Annotated in this window: 20 protein-coding genes; 8 read left to right on the top strand and 12 right to left on the bottom strand. The window is 33.8% G+C overall.

Features of this window, described 5'->3' with window-relative positions; all coding sequences use genetic code 11:
* Positions 1-6: 6 nt before the first annotated feature.
* A complete protein-coding gene (locus tag C683_RS05025) occupies positions 7-237 on the top strand; it encodes a DUF2922 domain-containing protein (protein WP_009491566.1) in 231 nt (76 codons plus the stop codon).
* Between the two features lie 51 nt (positions 238-288).
* Here the strand turns inward: C683_RS05025 and C683_RS05020 are convergent, their stop codons facing one another.
* The 4 genes from C683_RS05020 to C683_RS05000 form a co-directional block, all read right to left on the bottom strand.
* Positions 289-1788: a zinc ribbon domain-containing protein gene (locus C683_RS05020; protein WP_009491564.1), complete on the bottom strand. Its 1500-nt coding sequence runs from the start codon at positions 1786-1788 to the stop codon at positions 289-291.
* A gap of 18 nt (positions 1789-1806) precedes the next feature.
* Positions 1807-2559, bottom strand: a complete 753-nt coding sequence (locus tag C683_RS05015; protein ID WP_009491562.1) for a zinc ribbon domain-containing protein — start codon at positions 2557-2559, stop codon at positions 1807-1809.
* Positions 2560-2989: 430 nt separating this feature from the next.
* Positions 2990-4258, bottom strand: a complete 1269-nt coding sequence (locus tag C683_RS05005) for a zinc ribbon domain-containing protein (RefSeq protein WP_009491560.1) — start codon at positions 4256-4258, stop codon at positions 2990-2992.
* 257 nt (positions 4259-4515) lie between these two features.
* Positions 4516-6852 carry an LPXTG cell wall anchor domain-containing protein gene (locus C683_RS05000; RefSeq protein WP_009491558.1) on the bottom strand — a complete coding sequence of 779 codons (2337 nt, stop codon included), beginning with the start codon at positions 6850-6852 and terminating at the stop codon, positions 4516-4518.
* A 309-nt stretch (positions 6853-7161) separates the two neighbouring features.
* On the opposite strand from C683_RS05000, the gene C683_RS04995 reads away from it, so the two are divergent.
* Entirely contained in the window at positions 7162-8568 is a 1407-nt protein-coding gene (locus C683_RS04995; RefSeq protein WP_009491556.1) for a DeoR family transcriptional regulator, read from the top strand.
* Between the two features lie 50 nt (positions 8569-8618).
* Here C683_RS04995 and C683_RS04990 read toward each other — a convergent pair whose 3' ends face one another.
* The 5 genes from C683_RS04990 to C683_RS04970 form a co-directional block, all read right to left on the bottom strand.
* On the bottom strand, positions 8619-9131 hold the full coding sequence (locus C683_RS04990; protein WP_009491554.1) for a hypothetical protein: 513 nt from the start codon (positions 9129-9131) through the stop codon (positions 8619-8621).
* An 88-nt stretch (positions 9132-9219) separates the two neighbouring features.
* Positions 9220-9984 (bottom strand): LPXTG cell wall anchor domain-containing protein, encoded by a 765-nt coding sequence (locus C683_RS04985; RefSeq protein WP_009491552.1) that lies wholly within the window; start codon positions 9982-9984, stop codon positions 9220-9222.
* Positions 9985-10091: 107 nt separating this feature from the next.
* Positions 10092-11306 (bottom strand): LPXTG cell wall anchor domain-containing protein, encoded by a 1215-nt coding sequence (locus tag C683_RS06665; RefSeq protein ID WP_009491550.1) that lies wholly within the window; start codon positions 11304-11306, stop codon positions 10092-10094.
* 332 nt (positions 11307-11638) lie between these two features.
* Positions 11639-11959 (bottom strand): DUF4176 domain-containing protein, encoded by a 321-nt coding sequence (locus tag C683_RS04975; RefSeq protein ID WP_009491548.1) that lies wholly within the window; start codon positions 11957-11959, stop codon positions 11639-11641.
* A gap of 22 nt (positions 11960-11981) precedes the next feature.
* Positions 11982-12977, bottom strand: a complete 996-nt coding sequence (locus tag C683_RS04970) for an LPXTG cell wall anchor domain-containing protein (protein WP_009491546.1) — start codon at positions 12975-12977, stop codon at positions 11982-11984.
* 397 nt (positions 12978-13374) lie between these two features.
* Between C683_RS04970 and C683_RS04965 the strand changes: the two genes are divergently transcribed.
* Positions 13375-14778 (top strand): DeoR family transcriptional regulator, encoded by a 1404-nt coding sequence (locus C683_RS04965; RefSeq protein WP_009491544.1) that lies wholly within the window; start codon positions 13375-13377, stop codon positions 14776-14778.
* 52 nt (positions 14779-14830) lie between these two features.
* Here the strand turns inward: C683_RS04965 and C683_RS04960 are convergent, their stop codons facing one another.
* Positions 14831-15373 carry a hypothetical protein gene (locus C683_RS04960; RefSeq protein WP_009491543.1) on the bottom strand — a complete coding sequence of 181 codons (543 nt, stop codon included), beginning with the start codon at positions 15371-15373 and terminating at the stop codon, positions 14831-14833.
* Positions 15374-15522: 149 nt separating this feature from the next.
* On the opposite strand from C683_RS04960, the gene C683_RS04955 reads away from it, so the two are divergent.
* Positions 15523-16008, top strand: coding sequence for an RNA polymerase sigma factor (locus C683_RS04955; RefSeq protein ID WP_009491542.1), 486 nt, complete (start codon positions 15523-15525; stop codon positions 16006-16008).
* Between the two features lie 10 nt (positions 16009-16018).
* On the opposite strand, the gene C683_RS04950 is transcribed toward C683_RS04955, so the two are convergent.
* Positions 16019-17191, bottom strand: a complete 1173-nt coding sequence (locus C683_RS04950) for a PIN/TRAM domain-containing protein (protein ID WP_009491541.1) — start codon at positions 17189-17191, stop codon at positions 16019-16021.
* Positions 17178-18557, bottom strand: coding sequence for a DNA repair protein RadA (gene radA / locus C683_RS04945; protein ID WP_009491540.1), 1380 nt, complete (start codon positions 18555-18557; stop codon positions 17178-17180). The genes C683_RS04950 and radA overlap by 14 nt, the downstream gene beginning before the upstream one ends.
* A gap of 418 nt (positions 18558-18975) precedes the next feature.
* On the opposite strand from radA, the gene C683_RS04940 reads away from it, so the two are divergent.
* From C683_RS04940 to C683_RS04925, 4 genes are all read left to right on the top strand, one after another.
* On the top strand, positions 18976-19593 hold the full coding sequence (locus C683_RS04940) for an HD domain-containing protein (RefSeq protein WP_009491539.1): 618 nt from the start codon (positions 18976-18978) through the stop codon (positions 19591-19593).
* Positions 19594-19894: 301 nt separating this feature from the next.
* The gene (locus C683_RS04935) at positions 19895-22519 is read left to right on the top strand and encodes a YfhO family protein (RefSeq protein WP_009491538.1); all 2625 of its coding nucleotides are present in this window, start codon (positions 19895-19897) and stop codon (positions 22517-22519) included.
* A gap of 97 nt (positions 22520-22616) precedes the next feature.
* Positions 22617-22940, top strand: coding sequence for a cupin domain-containing protein (locus C683_RS04930; protein ID WP_009491536.1), 324 nt, complete (start codon positions 22617-22619; stop codon positions 22938-22940).
* A gap of 12 nt (positions 22941-22952) precedes the next feature.
* Positions 22953-23336, top strand: a complete 384-nt coding sequence (locus C683_RS04925) for a DUF302 domain-containing protein (RefSeq protein WP_009491534.1) — start codon at positions 22953-22955, stop codon at positions 23334-23336.
* The last annotated feature ends 151 nt before the right edge of the window (positions 23337-23487 follow it).

The raw sequence follows: 23487 nt of genomic DNA, 5'->3' as shown, positions 1-23487 counted from the left end.
TTTCTCATGGAAGTCAAAGATCGTGATTTAGTATTAACTTTTGTTACTAGTGAAAATAAAATGCAACATTTCCGTCCTCGTTACTTTAAAGAAGGATTGAAAAAAGCAGAAGTCGACCGCGCGATGCAAGAAATGGCGGCAGTGAAAGGAACTTTCCAAAAAGGAAAAGAAGTACTCTTCTTACAACCAAAAGATGCCAAATATCAAATGGTAACAGAAGAAGAAATTACAGAATAATAGTAAAAGAGAGCTGAATTTCAGCTCTCTTTTTATGTGTTTATTTACTTACTAGCCATTAATTCCTGCATTTGCTAATTCTTCATCACCTAAACCCATCAATTTCTTTTCAGCCGTTCCGTCTTCTACATCTTGGTAAGTACATTTTCCACCAATAAATTGTCCGTTATGTGCAGTAAATCTTTCTACGGAACCATCTGGATAGATGGTAGTATGACCACGAATCGCTCCACCATTATTTACAGAATAAAAATAAGTATATGTTCCATCAGAATTTTCTTTCCATTTAGAGCTCATTTCTCCAGGTATAGGCTCTCCATTTTTTCCCATTCCTGGTGCATCTGGATATGGCTCTGTTCCTTCCTCACAATCCCTATTTAAAGCTTTTTTATAAATTTCCTTGGCATCTTCTAAAGAATTAACGACATTTTTCGCTTTCTTTGGTGCCTCAGGTGCTTTTCCTGTTTTTACAATTTCCGCAAAAGCAGAAGGCAAAGCTTCATTTTTAGTGGGCACAAAATTAATCGCTGGCCCTTTTTTGGTTTCCCCAATCGCTGCAGGTAGAGTCGCTACTAATACTTCTGGTTTATTATCATGTAAAACAAAAAGATAACGATATTTTTTCGCATTTTCACTTACCCCAGAGTAAGCCGCAACCACTTGATAGCCTTGCTTACTTGGCTTAACAATAGATACATCTACAAATTTTCCTTCAATAGAAAGTAATGCATCCTCTTTTCCATCTAAATGATTTGTAATCGTTACATCTTTCATTTCGATGATGCCATCTTCATCTGGGTCTACGGGAGCTTCAGTATATTCTTGCCCCATTGCTTTTTGCCATTTTTCCATATAATCATGCAATTCCACTTGTTTATTCCCAAGTTCTAAAACAGGGTCTTTTTCTTCTTTTTTCTCTTCTTTGTCTTCACCTGACACTTTGATTTCCTTGGCTTGCTTTTCAATTTCTGAAGTTTTTCCCTCTTCTTCGATTTTTTTAGCTAAATCTGCAATGGTAATCGTTGCGAATGGTTTTTCTGGTACTCCTTCAGCGACAGAATAGCGACTATAAAGATAAATCGTATGTTTATCTTTAGAAATCACATAACCAGAAAAATTATTTCTTTCCTCTTTTGCTTTAAAAGCATAATAATATCCATCGCCTTTTTCTGTATTTTGACATCTAGGATCCATTTTCCACTGTTCTACAGCGGTTGTTTTTAATTTCCAATTATCCCATCCTTCATTGTTTTGAGTAGTACTTCCATACCAAGAAACAGCCGCAGCTAGAAACGTTGGATTTTCTACCAATTTTTTCTCTAAAGATTCCTCTTCTTTTGACGCTACTGTTTCTTGTTTTGGTTCTCCCTCGGTTATGTCTTTTGCGTCATCATTTTGAGCAAAAAACCAAATTCCTCCTCCTAATAAAACAACAACGACACCACCAATCGTCCAAGGAACCCATTTTTTGGCCTTTACTTTTGCGCCACATTCAGAACAAAATTCTGCGCCATCGCGCAATTCTGTCCCACATTTTTTACATTTCTTCATTTTCTTCCCTTCTTTTCACTATCCATTAATCGTCATTCGTTGTACTAAATTTTGATATTCTTCTGTTTTCCCTTGTGTATTGATAAACGTAGCGAGTTCATCTACAGATACTTTATCTTCTGGGTTTCTTGGCTCCATATAAGAGTTTCCATCATCATCCACTGTAGGAACTCCACCTGTAGTGTAAAAATACATTTTTTGGCCATCTTCACTAGGAACAAACATTGGACTGCCTCCTGCACCTACCACTTGTTTATTTTCAAAGACATATCCATAACTTCCACCTTCATTGAAATATTCTGGTTTCGCCTCTTTTGTTCCTTTTGCTTTGTATGCATAATCATTACCATTCCAAAGACTTCCTGGTGGATTCTCTTTGACATATAAAATACTTGCCGCAAGTAAATTACGTACGTTGCTTCCAATTTCTTCTCCTGTCACTTGCGTTTCTTTTTCCTCGGTTGTAGATTCTGTCACTTCTGTAGTCGATGGTGTTGTACTTTCTTTTTCTTTTGTACTAGAAGAAGATTGAACACTTGAGACTGAAGAAATACTTTCTTGATGCTCTTTTGAATGATCTTCTTTAGGTTTCATTAAAAAATAAAAACCAAAGAGAAGTAATAAAAGAAGGAAAAGAATCACAATGATAATCATTCCTCTTTTCTTTTTTGGTTTTTTTGATGGTTCATTTTCGTTTAAATTTTTACCACATCGGTCACAAAACTTAGCATTTTCTTTCGTTTCATGACCACAATTTGGACAAAAACTCATCTTTTTTCTCCTTTAATCATAGATATTCATAGAACTATAATAAAAAATCGAAGATTCCACTATAATTTTTATTTGAAAAATTCTCTTCTTTATTAAGAAATAAAAGAACTCCTTCAAGCATAAAAACTCAGACACAAAAAGAAAAAAGAGTTAAACTAAAGAAAAATACAGACAAAGGACGGATTAACGATGGGCGCAATTTTTATTTTTATTCTTTTCTCTTTTATCATTTTTTTGCTAGGGCGTTTTTGTATGTTATTTTGCATCCACTTTTTTGAATTTTTAGTTTCCAAAAACAAAACATGGACCCGTTTCAAAAACATGGTCTTTTGTACTTTTTGGCAGACCCTATGCATTTTTCGTAAAGCAGATCAATTCCCTTGGAAAGAAAACCAATAATAAAAAAGACGAGGAATACTCCTCGTCTTTTCTAGTTTGCATAAGTAGTTTCAATAATGACAGATTCATCGATAGAAGAACCATCTTCATCTATCGTTTCTTTCACTTCTACTTCTTCTTCTACTTCTGTTGTGTCTTTTGTATCTACAGATTTTTCTTTTGTCTTTGTTTTCTCTTCATCCATCAAGTCTGTAAAAGCATCGATCAAGGCTTTATCTTGCGTTGGAACAAAGTTCATCGCATCTCCACGAGCAGTATCTCCTACAGCCTCTGGTAAATGAGCGACATAGACTTCTGGTTTGCCATCATGAAGAACAAATAGGTAGCGATATCCTTTCGCATTTTCACTTGTGCCATAATAAGCACCAATCACTTGGTAGCCAGAAGAAGTTTCTTGCATAGAAACATCCGCAAATTTTCCTTCCATAGATAATAAGCAATCGTTCTTATCTTCAATCTTATTCACAATTTTTTGATCTTTAAATTGAATACTTTCCGCTTTTGGATCTAATGTCGCAGGTTCATACATTTGATCAACCGTTTTTTGCCATTTTTCCATAACTTCATTCAATAATTTTTGTTGTTCTGTTTCTCTTGGCTCTGCTTTTTCTTTTTTCTTCGCTTTTTTCTTTGGTTTTTCTTTCTTCTTAGCTTCAATAAATTCTAATTGATTACTATATTCTGTTACTGCAGTCACTACTTTGTCTTCTGACATTTTTTCAGCTAATTTATCCAAGGAAATCGTTGCCATTGGCGTTACTTTTGCATCTTTTGGATATTCAGAATATAGATTTACTTCTTTTCCACCATCGGTTAATACATACCCTTGTCCTTGTTTTTTCGGTAATTCATAAGTGCAATAGAAGTCTGCTTTTGCGGCTTTTTTCGCTTTTTCATCTAAAGGAATTTCACGCACTTTTAAGTCTTTTTGGTGCCAGTTAGACCATTTTGCCTCTCCTTCAACGGTTGTTCCATACCATGAAACAGAAGCAGCTAAAAAGGCTGGATTTTCTGCAAATTGAGCTTCAATAGTTTTTGGTGGAACTACATTTTTATCTTTTTTAATAACGTCTTTCTTTTGTTCTTGTTTTGGTTCATTTTTCGCAGGTGTTTTTGGTTTTTCTTCATTTTTCATAAACCACCATAGTCCGCCACCTAATAAAAGAACGACGACCGTAATCGCAATAACAATAATCCATTCTTGTTTTGGATCTTTGGAACTTTTTACTTTTTCGCCACATTCCGGACAAAATTCGGTTTCATCACGTAATTCAGTATGACAATTCTTACATTTCTTCATTTTATCTTCCTAAAGAACGCTTCATCTTTTCTATACGTAAAAGGAATCATAATCGTTCTTCTGTTTCTCCTTTTTTTACTTTCTATAACAAGTATAATTATACACAATATCTAAGAAAGATAGTATGTATTCTTGAAAGATTTCTTTCTTTTTCGCAAAAAAGAACAAAATATTTTTTGGCTTCAATCTATATTCTTCTAAAAGAAAAAGAGATAGGAATTTCCTATCTCTTTTGTTACTGATAATAATAAACTCTCTTAATGTTCTTTACGACGACGGAATGTCGCAACTGCTAATAAAGAACTCATAGTTACCGTCATGACACCTAAAGCTGCTAAAGTTTCCCCTTTTGAACTTCCTGTTTGTGGTAAATTATCGCTATTTGTCGCTTTTGTCGCTGTAGGGATGATTTCTGCTGCCTCTACTTCTGGAGTAACTACATATTTTTTCGCAGAAGAAACTAAATGACCTGTAGTACCTTGAGTAGATGAAACCGCATCTGTAGTTGTACCTGTCGTTGAACTCGTAGAATTATTTCCATGCACTACATTTCCATCCACTACTGGAGTTTCTGGATGATTAGTTTCTTTATCTCCTACACCTTTATTTGGATCTTTTTCTTCCCCTGGAATTACTGGCTTACTAATACCATCGTTTCCAATAATACCATTTCCTGGATTTTCTGGTTTTGGTTTTTGTGGTTTCACAGGTTTACTAATGCCATCATTTCCAATAATGTTATCTCCTGGGTTTTCTGGTTTTGGTTTATTGTCTGGTTTATTTGGTTTATTGTCTGGTTTATTGACTACATCATCACCAATAATAGTATCTCCAGGTTTTTCTGGCTTAGTTTCTGGTTGTGTTTCTGGCTTAGGCGCTGGTTTATTGCCTTCTTCTTTTAATTGTGCTTTTAAGTCCGCAATTTTTTCTCTATGTTGTTTGATTTCTTTGTTTAAACGTTGAATTTCTTTGTCGTTGTCCATATATTGGCCACGTAATGGCGCAACTTTTTGACCATATTCATTTACTTCTTTAACATAATCTAATTCATGTTGTTTATAAATTTTGTCTAATTTAGCTTCATAGTCTTCATATACTGCTTTATCTTTATCATTTAATTTATTTTTATCAAATTGGATATCTTTTTTCTTCGCTTCTAAATCTTCAATTGCTTTTTTTAAGTCGTTTTCTTTTCGGTGGCTTGTTTCTAATTTCTTTTCTTCTTGAGCAATTTCAGCTTTTAATTTATCAATTTTACTTTGATTTCCACTACGATCTAAATATTTGTCTAAATCATGACTACAATCTTTTTCTCCATGATATTTCATCGTATCAAAAACTAATACCCAACGTTCAGATTTACTAGACCACATGATTCCAAAAGCTCCTTGGACAGTACCAAATCCACGCTTATTATAATCATCCATAAAGTTTTCTCTATGCCCCCAGCTAGGTCCATCAGAATTCAGCATATACTCAATAGTCCCTAACGCATGATTAATTACTGTTGAATAATCTTGCCACTGACCTGCAAAGCCTAAATTTTCTCCTGTCCAATCACTACCAAATATTCTATTAATAGAATTCATATCATGATTAAAGTTAGTTGTTACATCTTCTGCACGACGCATTACCTTATTAAATGCTTCACGAGTAATTTTAAATTCATCTTGTCCTGCTTTTTTACGTGCAGCATTGATACGATTCATCAAATAAACATTAGCTTCCCAAGCTTGTTGTTCAGTTAATTTATAATTTTTAATAGGCTCTTTCCCGTTATATTTTTCTGCCCATTCTACATTCTCTTTATTTTCTTTTTCCTCATTGGGATTTTCAATTGTAATATCTGTTCCAGGTTTAATTTGCCCCACATAAACAGGTTTATGAAGTCCACCAAAATCACTGTTTACAATACTTCCCATAACAGAAGTTTGTTCATTTTTGTTTAGTTTGTCTAGCTCATCTTTCTTATCTTTGATGGTTTGTTCTGTTTTTGCACTATTATTTTGTGTTTGACTCAATTCATCTTTTTTATGGTTGATATCATTTTGAACCTTATCTTTTTCCGTATTAATTTGACTTTGTTCAATCTTATCGATTTGATCATGTATTGGTTTTGATTGTTTATCGGCTTCTTGATTAATTTCATCCACTTTATTTTGATGTTCTTGATCCACTTTATGGATTTCATCTTTTAAGTTTTGATTTTCATTTTCCAATTGACCAACTTTATTTTGGTCTTGGTTCATGTGATTAGTTTCTTTATCAATTTGATTTTGAATTTGACTTTGAGTGACTTTTTCTTCTGCTGCTGGTTGAGCTTTTGTTTCTTCTACCATAGGAGCTACTTCTTGTTTTGTTTCTGTCGCAGGTGTCACGTTTTCTACAATAGGTACTTCTGCGACTGGTGCAGAAGTGGCTTTTGTATTTTTCACCGTAATAACATTACTTTGTGGTGCCACTTCTGTATTCGCTTCTACCGTATGGTTGGTATCAATCGTATCCGCATGGGCTGTTTTTGCGTTATTCGCTGTCCCTAGACTTAACATTCCTGTTAAGACGGTAGATGCAAATAGTAATTTTTTGTAATCCATAATTTGTCTCTCTCCCTTTTTTGTAATTTCTTATTACAAACCTATTGTAAAAAGACAATTTTCACTAATTTTGTTTTTCTTTTTATTTTTCATTGAAATTCATCTTTCTTTTTTGTATTTTGACTCCATATGGCATGATTTTATGAAATTTGTTGAGAAATCATACATAACGATTCCATTTTTTTTGATATCATTAAAAAAATTAAAAAAAATAAAAATATTCTCATAAAATCATTGGTATACTTATCTTTGATTCATTTTTAAAAGACTTATAAAAGCGGAATATTTTTTATTAAGGGAGGGAAAGTATTGATCTATTCTTATATTGAGAAGGGAATTCTTCGTCGTTCCATTATCATCATTCAACTTTTTTTAAAAAATAAAATATGTTTAGATGATCTCATTCAAGAATTAGAAGTTTCTCATATGACCATTCGTAATGATTTACTATATTTTTCAGAACACTACTCGTCCTATATTGATTATTTATATACTCGATCAGGAAAAATACAAATTCATTTTAAAAAAGAAATCGATTTATGTGATATTTTATGCGATTTACTAAGTCAATCATTATTTTTGCGCTATCTATTTTTAGCCTTAATGGAAGAAACAATTTCTACTCGCTTAATTTCCAATAGAGAAAATATTTCTTTTTCTTCTGCTCACAAATTATTTAATCATATACAGCAATTTATAGAAGAAGAGTCGCTAAAAGAAAATGAATGCAAAAAAAGAATGGTTTTAATTTGCTTATCTCATTATATTCCTTTGGATACATTATCCGATATCTTCGATCCGAACTGGTTAGATCAAGCAATGAGACTTTCAAATCAAATTCTTGGAGATAAGATAGTTCATAAATTGAATCAAACACAACTAATGGTAGCTATTTACTTATATTTTGATCGAGCAACCCTATATCAATTAGAAATTCAAAAACAGGATTTTGCACAATTTCTTTCAATAGAAGAAATAAAATCTTTAATACCTAGGTTAGGACTATCAGAAGAAGAACAAGAAACAGAATTTTTTTTCTTATCTTTAATAATTTACTATCTATCGGAATCTGATACCCATAATCCATTAACTTCTATTCATCCAAATATTCAATTTAAATTAGAATCGCATCCTGAATTTCAAAAATTAAGAGAATTGATTTTTGCTTATCTACCATTAAATCATTCTGTGTTTCAAACTCATTTGTTTTACTACGTATTGCAAAAATTTTTAACATTTCAAAAATTAGGTTTTCCATTACAACTTGCTTTTTCCAAGACTTATCTTTTAGATTACTTACAACAAGAAAACTACCAACAATTTTTAATGTCCTGGGAAATGGAAAATCCACAGTATTCAAATAACGAAGATATTCTTTTCGAGTTTTTCTATTATTTAGAATTGCTAGAAGAATACAATAATATTCATAAATACATTTATATCGTTTCTCCTACAAGAGAACATTTCCATATGATTTATAATATATTGACTACGCTGATTCAAAATCAGATGATTATCATTGACCATCATCATTACCATTCGATTGAAGAAATTCCAAAAGAAAATCAAGATCAAAATACGATTATCGTATGTGACCGTCATATTCGAGAACAGGAATCTACACAAATCATTCCTTTCTCATTCAATCATCTTAATGAAGATTTATTAGAAATCCATCGTAAAATTTACAACATTGATGAAGAGAGTAAATCCTAGTATTTACTTTCTTTTTTATAAACAAAAAAGAGGTCCATCGACCTCTTTTATTATTTTGCAGAAATAAATTTTTTTCTTATCCATCCTAGATAAATCATTACCAACCAAAACATCCATCCTAAAATAACAAGCATAGGCTGAGATTTCATCCCTGTTTGTGGTAACAATTCATTGGTTTCTATCTTTTCTTCTATTTTCTCTATTTTATTTTGTCTTTCTTTTACACTTTGTTTTGGATCTCGTTTAAATTTAATAAAGACTGGAGTTTGTTTTACACAAGCATTCTCTATCGAAGTGGAATTTACTTCTTTTTGGTTTAGAACCACATTTGATTGTTCAGATACAATCTCTTTCTTTTTCTTTTCTTGTGTATAACGAGTCTTTTCTGCTTTATATTGATCAGGGGTATAGAGTGTATTTGTTTTTTGATCTAGAATGATTTCTTGGACCTCATCGTTCGTTCTATTTTTCTCTTCTACAGCTTGAGCTACCCCAGGCATAAAAATCATTTCTATTAGAAGGGGAAACATCATCAATAATTTCAATAGGTTAATACCTTTCATAATATGACCTACTTTCCATTATTAAAAAAGCTAGAACATGACAATTATTTGTTATAAAACACAATTTATAGTTCTTTTATTCTTATCACTAACTATTTTTTGACTTTTTAGAAAATACAGAATAACCCATTAATGATGCAGCAACGATTAAAGCAGCACCAGCAGCTGAAATTTTCGCAGCATCTTCTGTACCCGTTTGTGGTAAAGTACCCTCATTTATTTCCGTAGTATTACCTTCTTTTGTTGTTTCTTTAATAGCTACAGTTGAAACAGAAGGATTTTTATCTTTTTTAGCAGTAGATAATACTTTTGTAGTTTCCTTAGAAGTTATTGGAGTATTTTCCTGAACTTCTTTTGTAGTTTCTTGCGTAGAAGAAGTCGCTTGATTTTCTTTTTTGATTTCTTGATCTTTATGAGAAGTAGATTCTTCAGAAATTTCACTTGAATAAATTGGTTTTTCAGGATCTGGAGAATAAGCTCCATCTCCGGGACAATCTAGATCATTCTCTCCATCTCCTGGTTTTGTAGTTGGTCCAACAATAATCGTTCCTGATTCTTTATTTGGTTCTTTTTTGTTATTTGATGGAAAATCTAGCGATGGATATTTCCCAGTATTTGGATCTGGGGCATAAATACCATCTCCAGGATAATCTAACCAAATACTATCTTCTGTCGTCTGTTCAGAACTTTGATTTGGTTTGTAATTTACATCATGACCTGGGTCAATTTCTACTTCATCTACATTTAGACATTCATCTGCTATGCTTTTTTCTGTTGCGCTTACTGTATTTGCAGATATACCCATCATTCCTGCTAATAAGGCAGACGATACTAATAATTTTTTAAATTCCATACTCTCTTTTTTCCTTTACTCATTGAATTAAAAAAAGAGAGATCATTACAAAAATGACCTCTCTTTTCAAACTTACAAAAGGGATTATAATTCTCTTATTTTGCTAATTAGCTATTTTTGCGTTTTTTAGAAAATACAGAGTAACCCATTAATGATGCAGCAGCGATTAAAGCAGCACCGGCAGCTGAAATTTTCGCAGCATCTTCCGCACCTGTTTGTGGTAAAGTAGCTTCGTTTGTTGTTGCTTTGGCAGCTACTTCTTTCACAGCTTCTTTTGTATCTTTATGATCTAAATCAATATAAACAGGTTCTTCTGTTCCTTTTGTTGTATCTGCTTTCACTTGATCAAATGATCCATCAATTACTGGCGCAACTACTGTATCTTTAATATCAGAAGTTCCTGGTTTTGTTGTGTTGCCTTTATTTTGATCTTTATTTTGATCTTTGTTTTGGTCTTCGTTTTGATCTTTATTTTGGTCTTTATTTTGATCTTTGTTTTGATCTTTGTTTTGATCAATTAAGTAATTATCATCAATACCACCATCTGCTCCTGGTGTTGTTGGTCCAATAATTACAGGTTTGCTTGGTTTTTCTGGTTTGTTTCCTGGTTCGCCTTGGCCAAAGTTTGGATCTAATGGTTCACGATTTGGTTCGCCTTGACCAAAGTTTGGATCTAATGGTTCACGATTTTGATCCACACCAAAGTTTGGATCACCAACTACTGTATCGTCTCCAGCATCTACACCAAAGTCTGGGTCGATATTTTCATCTTTGTCTGATGTTCCGCCGTTTGATTCAGATTGACCAAAGTTTGGATCACCGATAACATCTCCATCTGGTTTGTAATTTACGTCAAACCCTGGATCCATCGCATGTCCATTATTTTCTGGTGTTTGACCAAAGTTTGGATCGCCAACTACAGTGTCATCATTAGGATTTACATTAAAATCTGGATCTATGTTTTCATCTTTTTCAGATGAGTTATCTACTGTTGGATGTTCTGGATGACTGAATCCTGGATCTACTACATCTTCAGGTTGACCTTGACCAAAATCTGGATCCACTGTAGGTTTATTTGGATGATTGAATCCTGGATCCACTACATCTTCAGGTTGGCCTTGACCAAAGTTTGGATCTACAGGAGCCGCTTTTGTATTTTTAACTGTAATAATATTTGCTTGATTTGCTTGAGGTGCGTTTGTTTGCACTGCATTTGTATTTGCTTCAACAGTATCTGCATTTACTGTTGTATCTGCGACAGAAGATACACCAATAACACCTGCTAATACTGCAGATGATAATAATAATTTTTTAAATTCCATTGTACTTTCTCCTTTTAAAATACCCTTTTTAAGAAATGCTATACAGACATCTCATATAACACATGGATATTCTAGCAAAAGAAGAAAAGCAGAATTTTCATTTTTTGATTCTTTTCTCTATTCTCTCAATTACAAAATGAGATTTTTTTAATGTAATTTTTCCACAATGAATACCATTGTTCAATTTGTTACGCACACACTGTCTTTTGTCCTTCGCTTTATTTTAATTTCTTAAAGAAAGAAAAAAAGAAAAATATTTATTGTATTTTGTCAATAAAAAAAGAAGAGACCCAAAAGCCTCTTCTTCTTTTCTTTCATGACTGCAGAAAGGATTATGCTCCCATATTTTTCCATTCGGCAATAGAGAAACGATGCAAATCAAGTAAGGCATGTTGATTTACTTTCATTTCTCCTAATAATTCAATTTCTTTATCTGAACAATATCCATAGGCTAAAATATAGGCAATATCTTCTTGATTGAATAAGAACAAATCTTTACCGTAAAAGCCATCTGGATATACACAACCACTGTACTCAAAATATCCTTCTTGTCCATTTTTTTGCACAATAGGATAACGTCCAATAATCATTACATCACAATCTAAATGAAATAGACGAACGACAGTACCAATGGTTAAAATTGTATTTACCACAAATAAGTTCCTATACTAGCAATTAGCTATTTTTGCGTTTTTTAGAAAATACAGAGTAACCCATTAATGATGCAGCAGCTACTAAAGCTACACCTGCAGCTGAAACGGCAGCAGCGTCTTCTACACCTGTTTGTGGTAATTTAGCTTCATCTGTTGTTGTAGCAGCAGCTACTTTTTTCACTGTTTCTTTTGCATCTGTGTTTGCTAAATCAGTGTAAACTGGTGCTTCTGTTCCTGTTGTTGTATCTGCTTTGACTTGATCAAATGATCCATCAATCACTGGCGCAACTACTGTATCTTTGATATCAGAAGTTCCTGGTTTTGTTGTGTTCTCTGTTGTGTTGTCTTTATTTTGATCTTTATTTTGATCTTTATTTTGATCTTTGTTTTGGTCTTTATTTTGATCTTTATTTTGATCAATTAAGTAATTATCATCAATACCATTATCTGCTCCTGGTGTTGTTGGTCCAACGATTACAGGTTTATTTGGTTTTTCTGGTTTGTTTTCTGGTTCGCCTTGACCGAAGTTTGGATCTAATGGTTCACGATTTGGTTCGCCTTGGCCAAATTCTGGATCAACGCTTGGTTTATGATCTACGCCAAAGTTTTCATCGATTCCATCACCAGCACCTGGTGTTGATGGTCCAACAACAATTCCGTTATCATATTCAGGTTTCTGGTCTACGCCAAAGTTTTCATCAATTCCGTCACTAGCACCTGGTGTTGTTGGTCCAACGACAATTCCGTTATCATATTCAGGTTTTTGGTCTACGCCAAAGTTTTCATCAATTCCGTCATTAGCACCTGGTGTTGATGGTCCTTCAACGATTCCATTATCATATTCAGGTTTTTGATCTACGCCAAAGTTGTTATCCACACCATTATCTGGTAAAACTACCTCTGATCCTGTTCCATTAATGATAGTGTCTGCACTTACAGTATCAGTATTTGTTGCAGCAGATACCCCAATAACACCTGCTAATACTGCAGATGATACTAATAATTTTTTAAATTCCATTATATTTTCTCCTTTTTAATACCCTTTTTGTCGATATGGTTCATATCACAATCCTATTCTATCGAAATTAAAAGTCTAGTTTTTTTTGTATTTTAATTTTCTCATCATTTTCTCAATTTTATTTTTTTCAACAGAAAAAATCACAAGTGGAAAACACTTATTTATTTTTGTTTTTCTTATCATTTCTGTATTTTTACATACAGTTTAACTTTTTAATTTTTTGAGAATTTTTATAGAAATAAATAAAAATAAAAAGTCACAAACTTTTAAATGCGTTATAGTACTTTATGAAGGAAGAAGAAATCCTTCGTACCCTGATAAAATTCTTTATATAGTATGAAAAAAATTCATGTACACTATTATTCCTTTCTGAATTTTGATTCAACGGAGGGATAACTTGATTTACAATTACATTGAAAAAACAATTTTACGTCGGGCAGTGATTATATCAAATTTATTCATTACAAATGATATTTCTTTAGAAACCCTAGCTAAAGATTTAAACGTCTCACAAATGACGATTCGTAATGATTTGTTCTATTTTTCAGAACAATTTAAAGATTGTATTGACCAAATTTATACAAAAACAGGAGATATTACAATTCATTTTAAAGAAGAAATAGATTTAACCACTATTCTGCGCAATATTTTAAATCAATCCTTATTTTTAAAATATTTATTTTTAACGTTAATGGATGAAGAGGTTATTCCTTCAGAAATCGCCAGAATAGAAAATGTATCTCCTTCTTTAGCTCATAAGGTTTGTACAAAAATTCGAAACTTTATAGATGAAGAGCAACTAAAAGATAATGAATTAAAGAAAAGAATGATTCTCATTTGTTTATCTCGCTATCTTAACCTATCAGAAGTAGATTCTATTTTTGAGCAAGATTGGTTAGATGAAGCGATTCAAATCGCTAGTAAATTAGTCGTAATGAAATCTATTACGCAAAGTAATTTTACCCAATTAGTCTTTGCTGTTTATCTATTTCTAGATCGAGCAACGCTCTATCCTTTAAACATCGATTTAGAAAAATTATTACCTTTGAATGTAGAAATTAAAGCAGAAGATACGAAAGATTTTTTACCATGTGATGATACGATGAGCAATGAAGAATTGGAACAGGAAGCTTTCTTTTTATCTCTTGTCTGCTACTATTTATATGAGCCCAAAGTAAATGGTTCTATGTTAAATAACCATTTAAATCTTCAATTTGAACTAGACCAAGATAATGATATTCATATTTTAAGAAAATTTATCTTTTCTTCTTTAGATATGAGTCATCTAGTTTTGCGTACGAATTTGTTCTACTATACGCTTCAAAAATTCATTACTTTCCAATATATTGGATTTCCTTTGAAGCTATGCTTTTCTTATCATTATATTGATTATTTTTATTATGATGATAAGTATCAATCCATTGTCCGCAATTGGAATGAAAGTAAAAATAAACCTTTACTATTAAACGATGATATTTCTTTTGAATTTTTCTATCATTTATATTTATTGAAGCAATACTCCAGCATTCATAAAAATATCTTTATCATTGCATCCAATAGCGAACAATTCCATATCTTGTACAATATTTTGTCAACGATGCTACAAGACAAAACTATTATTGTGGATCCAAAATTTTATCATTCAATCAAAGAAATTCCACAAGATAACTTGAATAGCCAATCTATCATTGTTTGTGATCGAAATATTCAAGAAAAATCAAGAGAGAATATTGTACCGTTTTCTTTAAACCATGTAAAAGAAGACTTATTAGACTTAACAAAAAGAATTTATGATTTATAATACTAAAACACAAAAGGATAGTAAGCACAGTGCTTACCATCCTTTTTTTCTTCTAATAATCCTCTTCTTCCATGTTTTCTTCCATCTTTTTTTGTTTTTCCACCAAATATTTACAACACGTGCGACAATTCAAACGTTCTCCAAGCTCAGAGAGACGCTTTGGATTGCCACGAAGATGATAATTTTTATTTTTTAAATAAGCCCAAAGTTTTGGATTCTGTTCCTGCCACTCCTTTGTCTCTACAGGAATACAGGGAAATAATTCCCGACCATAATCCAAAAAATACGCCGCAGTTTTTAGATGATTATATAAGACACGGATATCACAATTTAGGGCATATGAGGTGTGGTCACAAAAATAAATGCGCACGGCAAGTTGATCAAATTCTTTATGCCACATCGTGATTCCTGCTAAATTCAACCAAATGCGTTCGGTTCCTTGCATAAAATAAACCCAAATTCCATCACCTGTAAAGAAAGGAACGTTATATACCGGCAAATGCTTACTTTGATTGGCATATTGTAAAAACATTCTCCATTCTTGATAGGCTGCTTCATATTCTTGACAGAATACTTGATTGCTCATTTGTTTCATGTGAGACCTCCTCCTCCTTCTTTTCATCCTTTATTGTATTTTAATTTTCCTTATAAAATAACCTTTTTTTATAATTTTCAAAGCACATTTCATTTTTGTTTTTATTTTATTTTTTTGTCATACTAGGGGTGAAAAAAGGAGGGATTTTAATGGATAATGAAGAATGGATTCGTTTATCTCGACAAGCGTTATATCAAGCACATATCTACCGCCATAATTGTAATTACGAAGACTACCAACAGATTGCACTAGAAGAAGGATGGAAAGTTATACAAAAGAAGCCTGACGCAAAAAAGAGCTATCTATTACAAGCGATGGTTTGGCGGATTCAAGATGAAAAATATCGTACCCAACGACGCAGTCGAGAAATTGCGACGGCGGTTGAAGAACAAAATCAACCGACCACAACCTTTTCTGAAGAAGAGGAACTCTTTTGGAACCTTTTGTACTATGAAGTACAAGCGAAACTGACGCAAATCGAATGGATTATTCTCCATCATTACTTTCATTATGGAGAAACCTTACAAGAAATTGCAGGACACTCTCCTTATACCCTCTGTCAACTCCATTATTGGAAGAAAAAATGCCTTTTTCATCTACAAGAATTTTATCAAAAAGAAAAGGTTGGAGACTAAACTCCAACCTTTATTCTTTTTCTTTCACATTTTCTTTGAGATTTTTTCTTGTATGTAAAGGTTTAGCAAAGATCATACGACCCGCTGCGGTTTGTAAAGCGGTAGTCACAACCACAGGAATCGTTTCATTCATGTGGTTCTTTCCTTCTTCTACGACAATCATCGTACCATCATCTAAGTACGCTACCCCTTGAGCACGTTCTGTACCTTCTTTGACAATCGTTACCGTCATTTGTTCTCCTGGAATTACTACCGGTTTAACGGCATTGGCTAACGCATTGATATTTAACACTTTTACGTTTTGGAATTCACAAACTTTATTTAAGTTAAAGTCGTTTGTGACCACTATTCCATCTAATAGTTTTGCCAACTTGATTAATTTTGTATCCACTTCATCAATATCTTCAAAATCTCCTTCATACATCTCCACTTGGATGCCTTCTTCTTTTTGTAGTTGGTTTAAAATATCCAAACCACGACGTCCACGGACACGTTTTAGGCTATCAGCAGAGTCAGCGATGTACTGTAGTTCATATAAGACAAATTTGGGAATTAAAATTGTTCCTTCAATAAATCCAGTTTTTGCAATGTCGTAAATACGACCATCAATAATTACACTTGTATCCAAAATCTTATATTTTCTAAAGTTATCGCCTTCTTTGCGTTCTAGCACCTCTCCTTTTGTAGAAGTAGATTTCTCTTTTTCTTGACGACGGAAGAGATGATTCAGTTCATCTCCTTTGGTTTTAATTGTGTAATACCCAAGGTATCCGCAAAGTAACATAATACACGCTGGAATGACGTTATTGACAAAAGGAATCTGTAAACGATAGAACGGTAAACTCAACAGTGAACCGACTAACAATCCTAAAATTCCACCAATCGCACTTCCTAACAAGCTTGTCAGGCTGCGTTTTTTCATATCCAGTTCTAAGTTTCTAATCCAAGCAATCAATTTCTTTTCAAAGAAAAAGGCAAGGAGTAAGAAAATTGCTCCACCAATTAAGGCATTACTTAACGTTGATTGTAATAATGGGAAATCAAGATGTAATAGTTTCCACAGCCACGGTAGAAACGCGATTCCACAAGAAATTCCAATCATTACGATAAAGAAGCGTAAAAACCAGCGTTTATGGCGCTCTTTTTTCAAAGCTTCTTCTTCTTTTTTCTTATTGGAAGACATAGCGTATCGCCTCCTTTATTGTCGCTACTCCAATTACTTCAATTCCAGCAATTGGTTTCCAATCTTGTAAGTTGTTTTTGGGAATAAAAATACGTTGGAAGCCTAATTTTTTCGCTTCCTGAATTCGTTGTTCCACACGAGTTACACTACGGATTTCTCCTGTTAAGCCAATTTCACCGACAAAGCAGTCTTTGGATTGCGTTTCCTGTTCTTTATAGCTAGAAACAATCGCCATCGCGATTGCTAAGTCAATCGCTGGCTCATCCAGCTTCACGCCTCCCGTTGCTTTTAAATAGGCATCTTGGTTTTGTAAGGAAAGTCCACTTCGTTTTTCTAAAACAGCTAAAATCAAACTAATGCGATTATAATCCAAACCAGAAGAAGTACGACGCGCATTTCCATAGAGTGTCGGACTTAATAAGGCTTGAATCTCTACTAAAATTGGACGTGTTCCTTCCATCGCTACGACAATCGCTGAACCACTCGCTCCTTCTAATCGTTCTTCTAAAAAGACTTCAGATGGATTTTTGACTTCGACCAATCCTTGTTGGCGCATTTCAAAAATACCAATCTCATTGGTTGAACCAAAACGATTTTTCACCGCTCGTAAAATACGGAACGATTGATAACGGTCCCCTTCAAAATAAAGTACCGTGTCGACCATGTGTTCTAACATTCTTGGCCCAGCAAGAGCTCCTTCTTTTGTGACGTGTCCAACAATAAAAATCGCAATGCCATTTGTTTTAGCAATCTTCATCAAGTCTGCGGTGGTTTCACGTACTTGACTGACACTTCCTGCAGCACTTGTGATGTCTTCTTCCACCATCGTTTGAATAGAATCCACAATTACGATGTCTGGTTGTAAATCTTCAATCGCATGACGAATTTCTGTCATGTTGGTTTCAGGATAGATATAAAAGTCATTTCCCTTTTGAGATAGACGTTCAGCACGTAATTTTACTTGCTCGCCACTTTCTTCCCCTGTTACATATAACACTTTTTGTTCTGCCAAGGTGAGTTGTTGTGAAATTTGTAACAGAAGGGTTGATTTTCCGATTCCTGGATCCCCACCAATTAAAACTAAAGAGCCTGGAACGACGCCTCCTCCCAATACGCGATTGAGTTCACTTAATTCTGTCTGGATACGATCCACTTTGCTATGTTGAATCGATGTTAATTTTTGCGGCTTGCTTCTTTCTCCTTGTAGAGAAACACGATTATGCCGATCCTCTTTGACAGGGACCGTCTCTTCTCGTTCTTCTACGATGGTATTCCATTGACCACAGTTTGGGCAACAGCCGATATATTTAAAGGTTGTATACCCACATTCTTGACAAACAAACCGAGTTTTTGCTTTTTTTGCCATATCGTTGTCAACTTGAAAAGTTGATGGTCCCTCCTTTGTTCAATAGTAATGTTGTTCTTAAATTTATTCTACCACATTCTTTATTTTTTCTTTTGGATTTGAATAGTCCTTTGCTTTTTCTTAAGTGATTATTAGATTTATTTTTATTTTTCGCTTTTCAACCCCAAAATAGTATATAATATGTAAATAAAAAAAGAGGGAGTTTGTCTCCCTCTTGTAGATGAGTCGTTAATGAAACAATTCATGCATTAGACCAATGAAACTGACTAAGAATAAACCAAACTGCAATAAAAGTTGAATTTCTTCCATGTCGACCTCACCCTTTCATCTACACTTATTATTATATACAATGTCGGTTGTAAACCTAGAGCACATTTCGTTAGAGTTATGGATACAATTTTATATAAAGGAGAAAATTATGAACAAAATCATTGAATTTGCTAAAGAACAGTTAGTGAATGTCACCGATCAACACGATTTCTTTCATGCACAACGTGTCGCGCAAATGGCGATTGAAATTTATCGTCGTGAAGTCAAAGTCGTGCACCAACATGATGAAGATATGTTATTAGCGATGGGCTATCTACATGATACACTTGCCCATCACCAAGAAGACGAAGCTTATATTGAAACCGTACAGTCTTTATTAGCAGAAGAAAGCTTTACCCCAGGAGAAAGTTCTGAAATTATTCGCGTAATGAAACATTTTGCGAAATTCCGCAACTCATTACATAAAGAAGCTCCTCTTTCTTTCCTTGGCCGTTGTATTAATGATGCTGATTTATTGGATGATCTAGGTGCGATTGGTATTGCCCGTATCTTTTCTTATGGTGCTAAACATGACCAGCCTCTATATGATCCAGAAAATCGCAATAACAGCGTCCAATATTTTTACAATAAATTATTACAATTAGACCAGTATATGAGCACCCTAACTGGCACAAAGGTTGCCCGCCAACGCATTGAGTTTATGCGTACCTATTTAGTACAATTTTGGGCAGATTGGGAAGTAGACTTACCCGATTCATTAAAATAAAATTAGGAATTTACACATTTAATCTTTACTTTTATTTATGTTTTCGTTAAAATAAAAGTGTAAAGAAGAGGATGTTTTTTCCTTTTCTCTATTGCATGTATCAGTGCTTGTGAAATACTTATACATAACAAAATATTCTTTTTTTATTCAAAAGAATAGTAACTTTCTATTCATATTCATTCCGATTCGTGAGAGCTTTCTCACAAACGTTCAAAGAAGATAGTTCGGCTATCTTCTTTTTTTGTTATAATGAAGTGGAATGAAAAAAATAGAAAGGAGGAGCCTAGCGCTTTTCAAAAGAATGATGCAAAAGTTATTTCACAATGTAAAACACTATTTACAACAAAATAAAATTCCTCTACTCTTTGCGTTTTTCATCCCCTTAATTGTGATGGTAGGACTCTACGCAAGTTTAGGAATTTACCCTGGAAGTAGTCGCTCGATTTTAGCAAGCGATGCGTTTTCGCAATTTTCAAACTTCCATGCCAGCTTTAACAACGTATTAAAAGGAGATCAAAGTCCGTTTTATACTTTTAATGCCGGATTAGGACTAAACTATTACGCCCTAATTTCTTATTATTTAGGAGGATTATTTACTCCCCTTGTAGTCTTTTTTAACAACAGCCACATGCCAGATGCCCTTTACTTTTTAACTCTGTTAAAAATTGCTTGTGCTGGACTGGCTTGTTTTGTTTTTGTCCGCGAAGTCTTTCCAAAGCTTCGTACGACCTTACAATTAGGACTTTCAACGACATATAGTTTGATGTCCTTTACTCTAGCCCAATCAGAATTAATTATGTGGTTAGATGCCTTTGTTTATTTACCATTGGTAATTTTAGGAATTCATCGTCTCTTTGCAGGGAAAAAGCCAACCGTACTTTTTGTAAGTTACTTACTCTTATTTATTTCTAACTACTACTTTGGCTTTATGATTGGATTATTCTCGTTCTTCTATTTCTTGATTTGTTACGCAAATCACTGGAAAGAACACAAAAAAATCATTATCCCATATTTGATTACAGCCCTTTTAGCTGGGTTTGCGGCGATGATTATGATTTTACCAATGTTTTTAGATCTACGAAACAACGGTGAAACGTTAACCCAAATTGCCAAATGGAAAACCGATGCGACAGGAATTTGGGATTTAATTGCTAAAAATATGGTGGGTGTGTATGATACAACGAAATACAATTCTATCCCATTTATCTATATTGGACTTTTACCATTGATTTTTGCGGTCTTTGCCTTCTTTAAAAAGACTCTGACCATCGTCCAAAAAGTCGGCTTTTTCTTATTAGGAGCATTATTAGTCGCAAGTTTCTATATCGAACCTTTGAATCTTGTTTGGCACGGATTCCATTCTCCATACATGTTCTTATTCCGTTATAGTTTCTTGTTCTCGTTCTTAATTCTTGTGCTTGCCGCTTATGGACTAGAAGCTTGGACGAAGGAAAATAGCTTCCAAGTTGCAGGTATTAGTATCGCTTGGATTTTTATTTTTAGTCTGTTTTGGTTTATCCATAAAAACGGAACTTATGTTTATATCCAACCGATTCAATATTACTTAACAATGATTTTTCTTTGTTTCTATACCCTATTTTTCATTTGTTACCAAAGAAAAATTTTACCGTTCCATTGGATTGGCTTTTTAACACTCTTTACCATGACCGTCGAAGCGACTACCAATGGTTATTTCATGTTAAATGGAATTTTAGACGATTGGAACTATGCAAGTCGCTCATTATACACTGAACCAAGAAAAGATATTTTACCTCTCGTTGAAAAAAGTAAAGAACTCTCTCACGGTGTGAAATATCGTCTAGAAGACCTAGATCCAATTTCTGTGAATGATTCTTTTAACTTCAATTACAGTGGTGTAGGGATGTTCTCTTCGATTCGAAATCGTAACTCTTCTTCATTAATGAACCAACTTGGTTTCCGTGCTCGTGGAACGGCTCTAAACGCTCGTTATGAGAACAATACACTATTAATGGATAGTTTACTTGGCGTTCGTTATAACATCAGTAAATCGCCAGTGACGAAGTTTGGCTTTAAAGAAGTAGACAAGAAAGGTGACTATCGTCTATTTGAAAATCAATATGCCTTACCTTTAGGAGTAAAAACTTCAAATGCATATCAAGACATTAAATGGGTAGATAATGATAACTTAGGCGATCAAAAGAACTTAGTGAATGCTCTAAGTGGTCAAAACAATATTTACTACACAAGTTCTCGACCAAAACTAGTGGAAGAAGAAAATAGTATCGTGCGTACAGAAAAAGGCATTGCGACTTTTAAAGCGATTGATTCTTCAAAACCACAAAACTTAATCTATGAAGTCTTTATTCCTGCTTGGAGTCAAGCTTACTTTAGTATCTTCCCAGAAAACTTCGGTGCGGTTTCTGGCACAAGTGCGACCGTAAGTAAAGTCGGTGGCGGACATAAGAGCGATATTAAGATGACTGGACAATATTACAACCTTGGTTATTTTGATAAGAATACAAAACTTCGCTTCCGCCTAACCTTAGAAGGCAAAGGAGAAGTGAAATTAGTCTCTCCACCCGTTATTAACTTAAATCTTAAAGCTTATGAAAAAGCCTTTAAGACCCTAAAAGAAAACGAAGTACCGTTTAAAGTAAAAGGAAGAAAAGCAGAAGCAACGATTACGATGGAAAAAGGACAAACGAATGTCTTTACAACCATTCCATTTGATAAAGGATGGTCCGTCTATGTCGATGATAAGAAAGTCGAAGCTCAATCCTTCCGTGATGGCTTCTTAACTTTCTCTGTTCCAGAAGGAAAACATAAGATTGAACTTTCTTTCTTCCCACAAGGATTAAAAGTTGGTATTGTCTTATTTGTTCTTTGTACAACGGCCTTTTTCTTCTATCAACGGAAGTATCGTAAAGAGCGATATCTTTCATAATTTTTAAAGAGGAATCAAATTGATGTTGATTCCTCTTTTTTTGTGTTATAGTCGCTTTAGAGGTCGAGAAGACTTCGAATGAAAAGGAGGAATATTTATGTTTTTAGAAGAACAAGCACCAAAAGAAGTATTCCGTTGGTCTGAGGTATTACCAGTGAAAGAAGGAGAATTCACCAGTCAACCGGTGTTATTACAAACAGAAGTGGATGCTTTATTGATTTCTTTAGATGGAGGACAAAAAATCCCTGCGCATGAAACAGAAAAAACAGCGATTTTAACCTTCTTATCTGGAGAAGCAGAAGTAACCATTGATGATGATATTTATACACTACATGAAGGAGAAGCGATTATTATTCCTCCTCATGCCGTACATGCGTTATATGCGGTTCGTCCATTCCAAATGATGTTAGTCAAACGCTAGGAGGGAAATCTCATGGAATACATTGAAGAACATATTGATTTATCGATTGAAGAAGCAGCTCGTCGTTTTGAAGCTTGGGTCACTGAACGTGGAATGAAGATTTTTGATAAAATCGACCAATGCAAAGAAGCACGCCAAGTGGATTTAACGATTGAACCTACGCTTTATTATATTTTTGGCAATCCAAAAGTTGGGACATTGTTAATGCAACAAGATGACCAAATCACTTTTGAATTACCATTGAAGTTATTACTCATTGGGGACAACAAGGGAACCAAAGTGATTTACAAAAATCCAAAAGAATTTGTCCATCATGACCGTTTGAATGAACAAGGACAACAAATTTTGGATCATATGTGCCAATTTTATGCGGGCTACTTAGAACGTTGTAAATAAAAAAAGCTCTCTTGATAGAGAGCTTTTTTAGTGGGATTTTGGAAGACATTTAGTAGTACAGTAGTATAGTTGTATGCATAACATGCATGTATGCCTTAGGGAAAGTTTTTTAGTTAGCGATAGATGAATATATCAATGTGTGAATGTATTG

The sequence above is a fragment of the Catellicoccus marimammalium M35/04/3 genome (genome assembly GCF_000313915.1).
In the GTDB taxonomy this organism is placed as follows: domain Bacteria; phylum Bacillota; class Bacilli; order Lactobacillales; family Catellicoccaceae; genus Catellicoccus; species Catellicoccus marimammalium.
Note: the sequence above shows the minus strand (reverse complement) of the source record. Positions and strands in the feature narration are given on the sequence as shown.

Excerpts from the sequence above, each read along its gene's own strand:
- C683_RS05025 (WP_009491566.1), top strand. The coding sequence starts at position 7 with ATGGAAGTCAAAGATCGTGATTTAGTATTAACTTTTGTTACTAGTGAA.
- C683_RS05020 (WP_009491564.1), bottom strand. The coding sequence starts at position 1,788 with ATGAAGAAATGTAAAAAATGTGGGACAGAATTGCGCGATGGCGCAGAA.
- C683_RS05015 (WP_009491562.1), bottom strand. The coding sequence starts at position 2,559 with ATGAGTTTTTGTCCAAATTGTGGTCATGAAACGAAAGAAAATGCTAAG.
- C683_RS05005 (WP_009491560.1), bottom strand. The coding sequence starts at position 4,258 with ATGAAGAAATGTAAGAATTGTCATACTGAATTACGTGATGAAACCGAA.
- C683_RS05000 (WP_009491558.1), bottom strand. The coding sequence starts at position 6,852 with ATGGATTACAAAAAATTACTATTTGCATCTACCGTCTTAACAGGAATG.
- C683_RS04990 (WP_009491554.1), bottom strand. The coding sequence starts at position 9,131 with ATGAAAGGTATTAACCTATTGAAATTATTGATGATGTTTCCCCTTCTA.
- C683_RS04985 (WP_009491552.1), bottom strand. The coding sequence starts at position 9,984 with ATGGAATTTAAAAAATTATTAGTATCGTCTGCCTTATTAGCAGGAATG.
- C683_RS06665 (WP_009491550.1), bottom strand. The coding sequence starts at position 11,306 with ATGGAATTTAAAAAATTATTATTATCATCTGCAGTATTAGCAGGTGTT.
- C683_RS04970 (WP_009491546.1), bottom strand. The coding sequence starts at position 12,977 with ATGGAATTTAAAAAATTATTAGTATCATCTGCAGTATTAGCAGGTGTT.
- C683_RS04960 (WP_009491543.1), bottom strand. The coding sequence starts at position 15,373 with ATGAAACAAATGAGCAATCAAGTATTCTGTCAAGAATATGAAGCAGCC.
- C683_RS04955 (WP_009491542.1), top strand. The coding sequence starts at position 15,523 with ATGGATAATGAAGAATGGATTCGTTTATCTCGACAAGCGTTATATCAA.
- C683_RS04950 (WP_009491541.1), bottom strand. The coding sequence starts at position 17,191 with ATGTCTTCCAATAAGAAAAAAGAAGAAGAAGCTTTGAAAAAAGAGCGC.
- radA (WP_009491540.1), bottom strand. The coding sequence starts at position 18,557 with ATGGCAAAAAAAGCAAAAACTCGGTTTGTTTGTCAAGAATGTGGGTAT.
- C683_RS04940 (WP_009491539.1), top strand. The coding sequence starts at position 18,976 with ATGAACAAAATCATTGAATTTGCTAAAGAACAGTTAGTGAATGTCACC.
- C683_RS04935 (WP_009491538.1), top strand. The coding sequence starts at position 19,895 with ATGATGCAAAAGTTATTTCACAATGTAAAACACTATTTACAACAAAAT.
- C683_RS04930 (WP_009491536.1), top strand. The coding sequence starts at position 22,617 with ATGTTTTTAGAAGAACAAGCACCAAAAGAAGTATTCCGTTGGTCTGAG.
- C683_RS04925 (WP_009491534.1), top strand. The coding sequence starts at position 22,953 with ATGGAATACATTGAAGAACATATTGATTTATCGATTGAAGAAGCAGCT.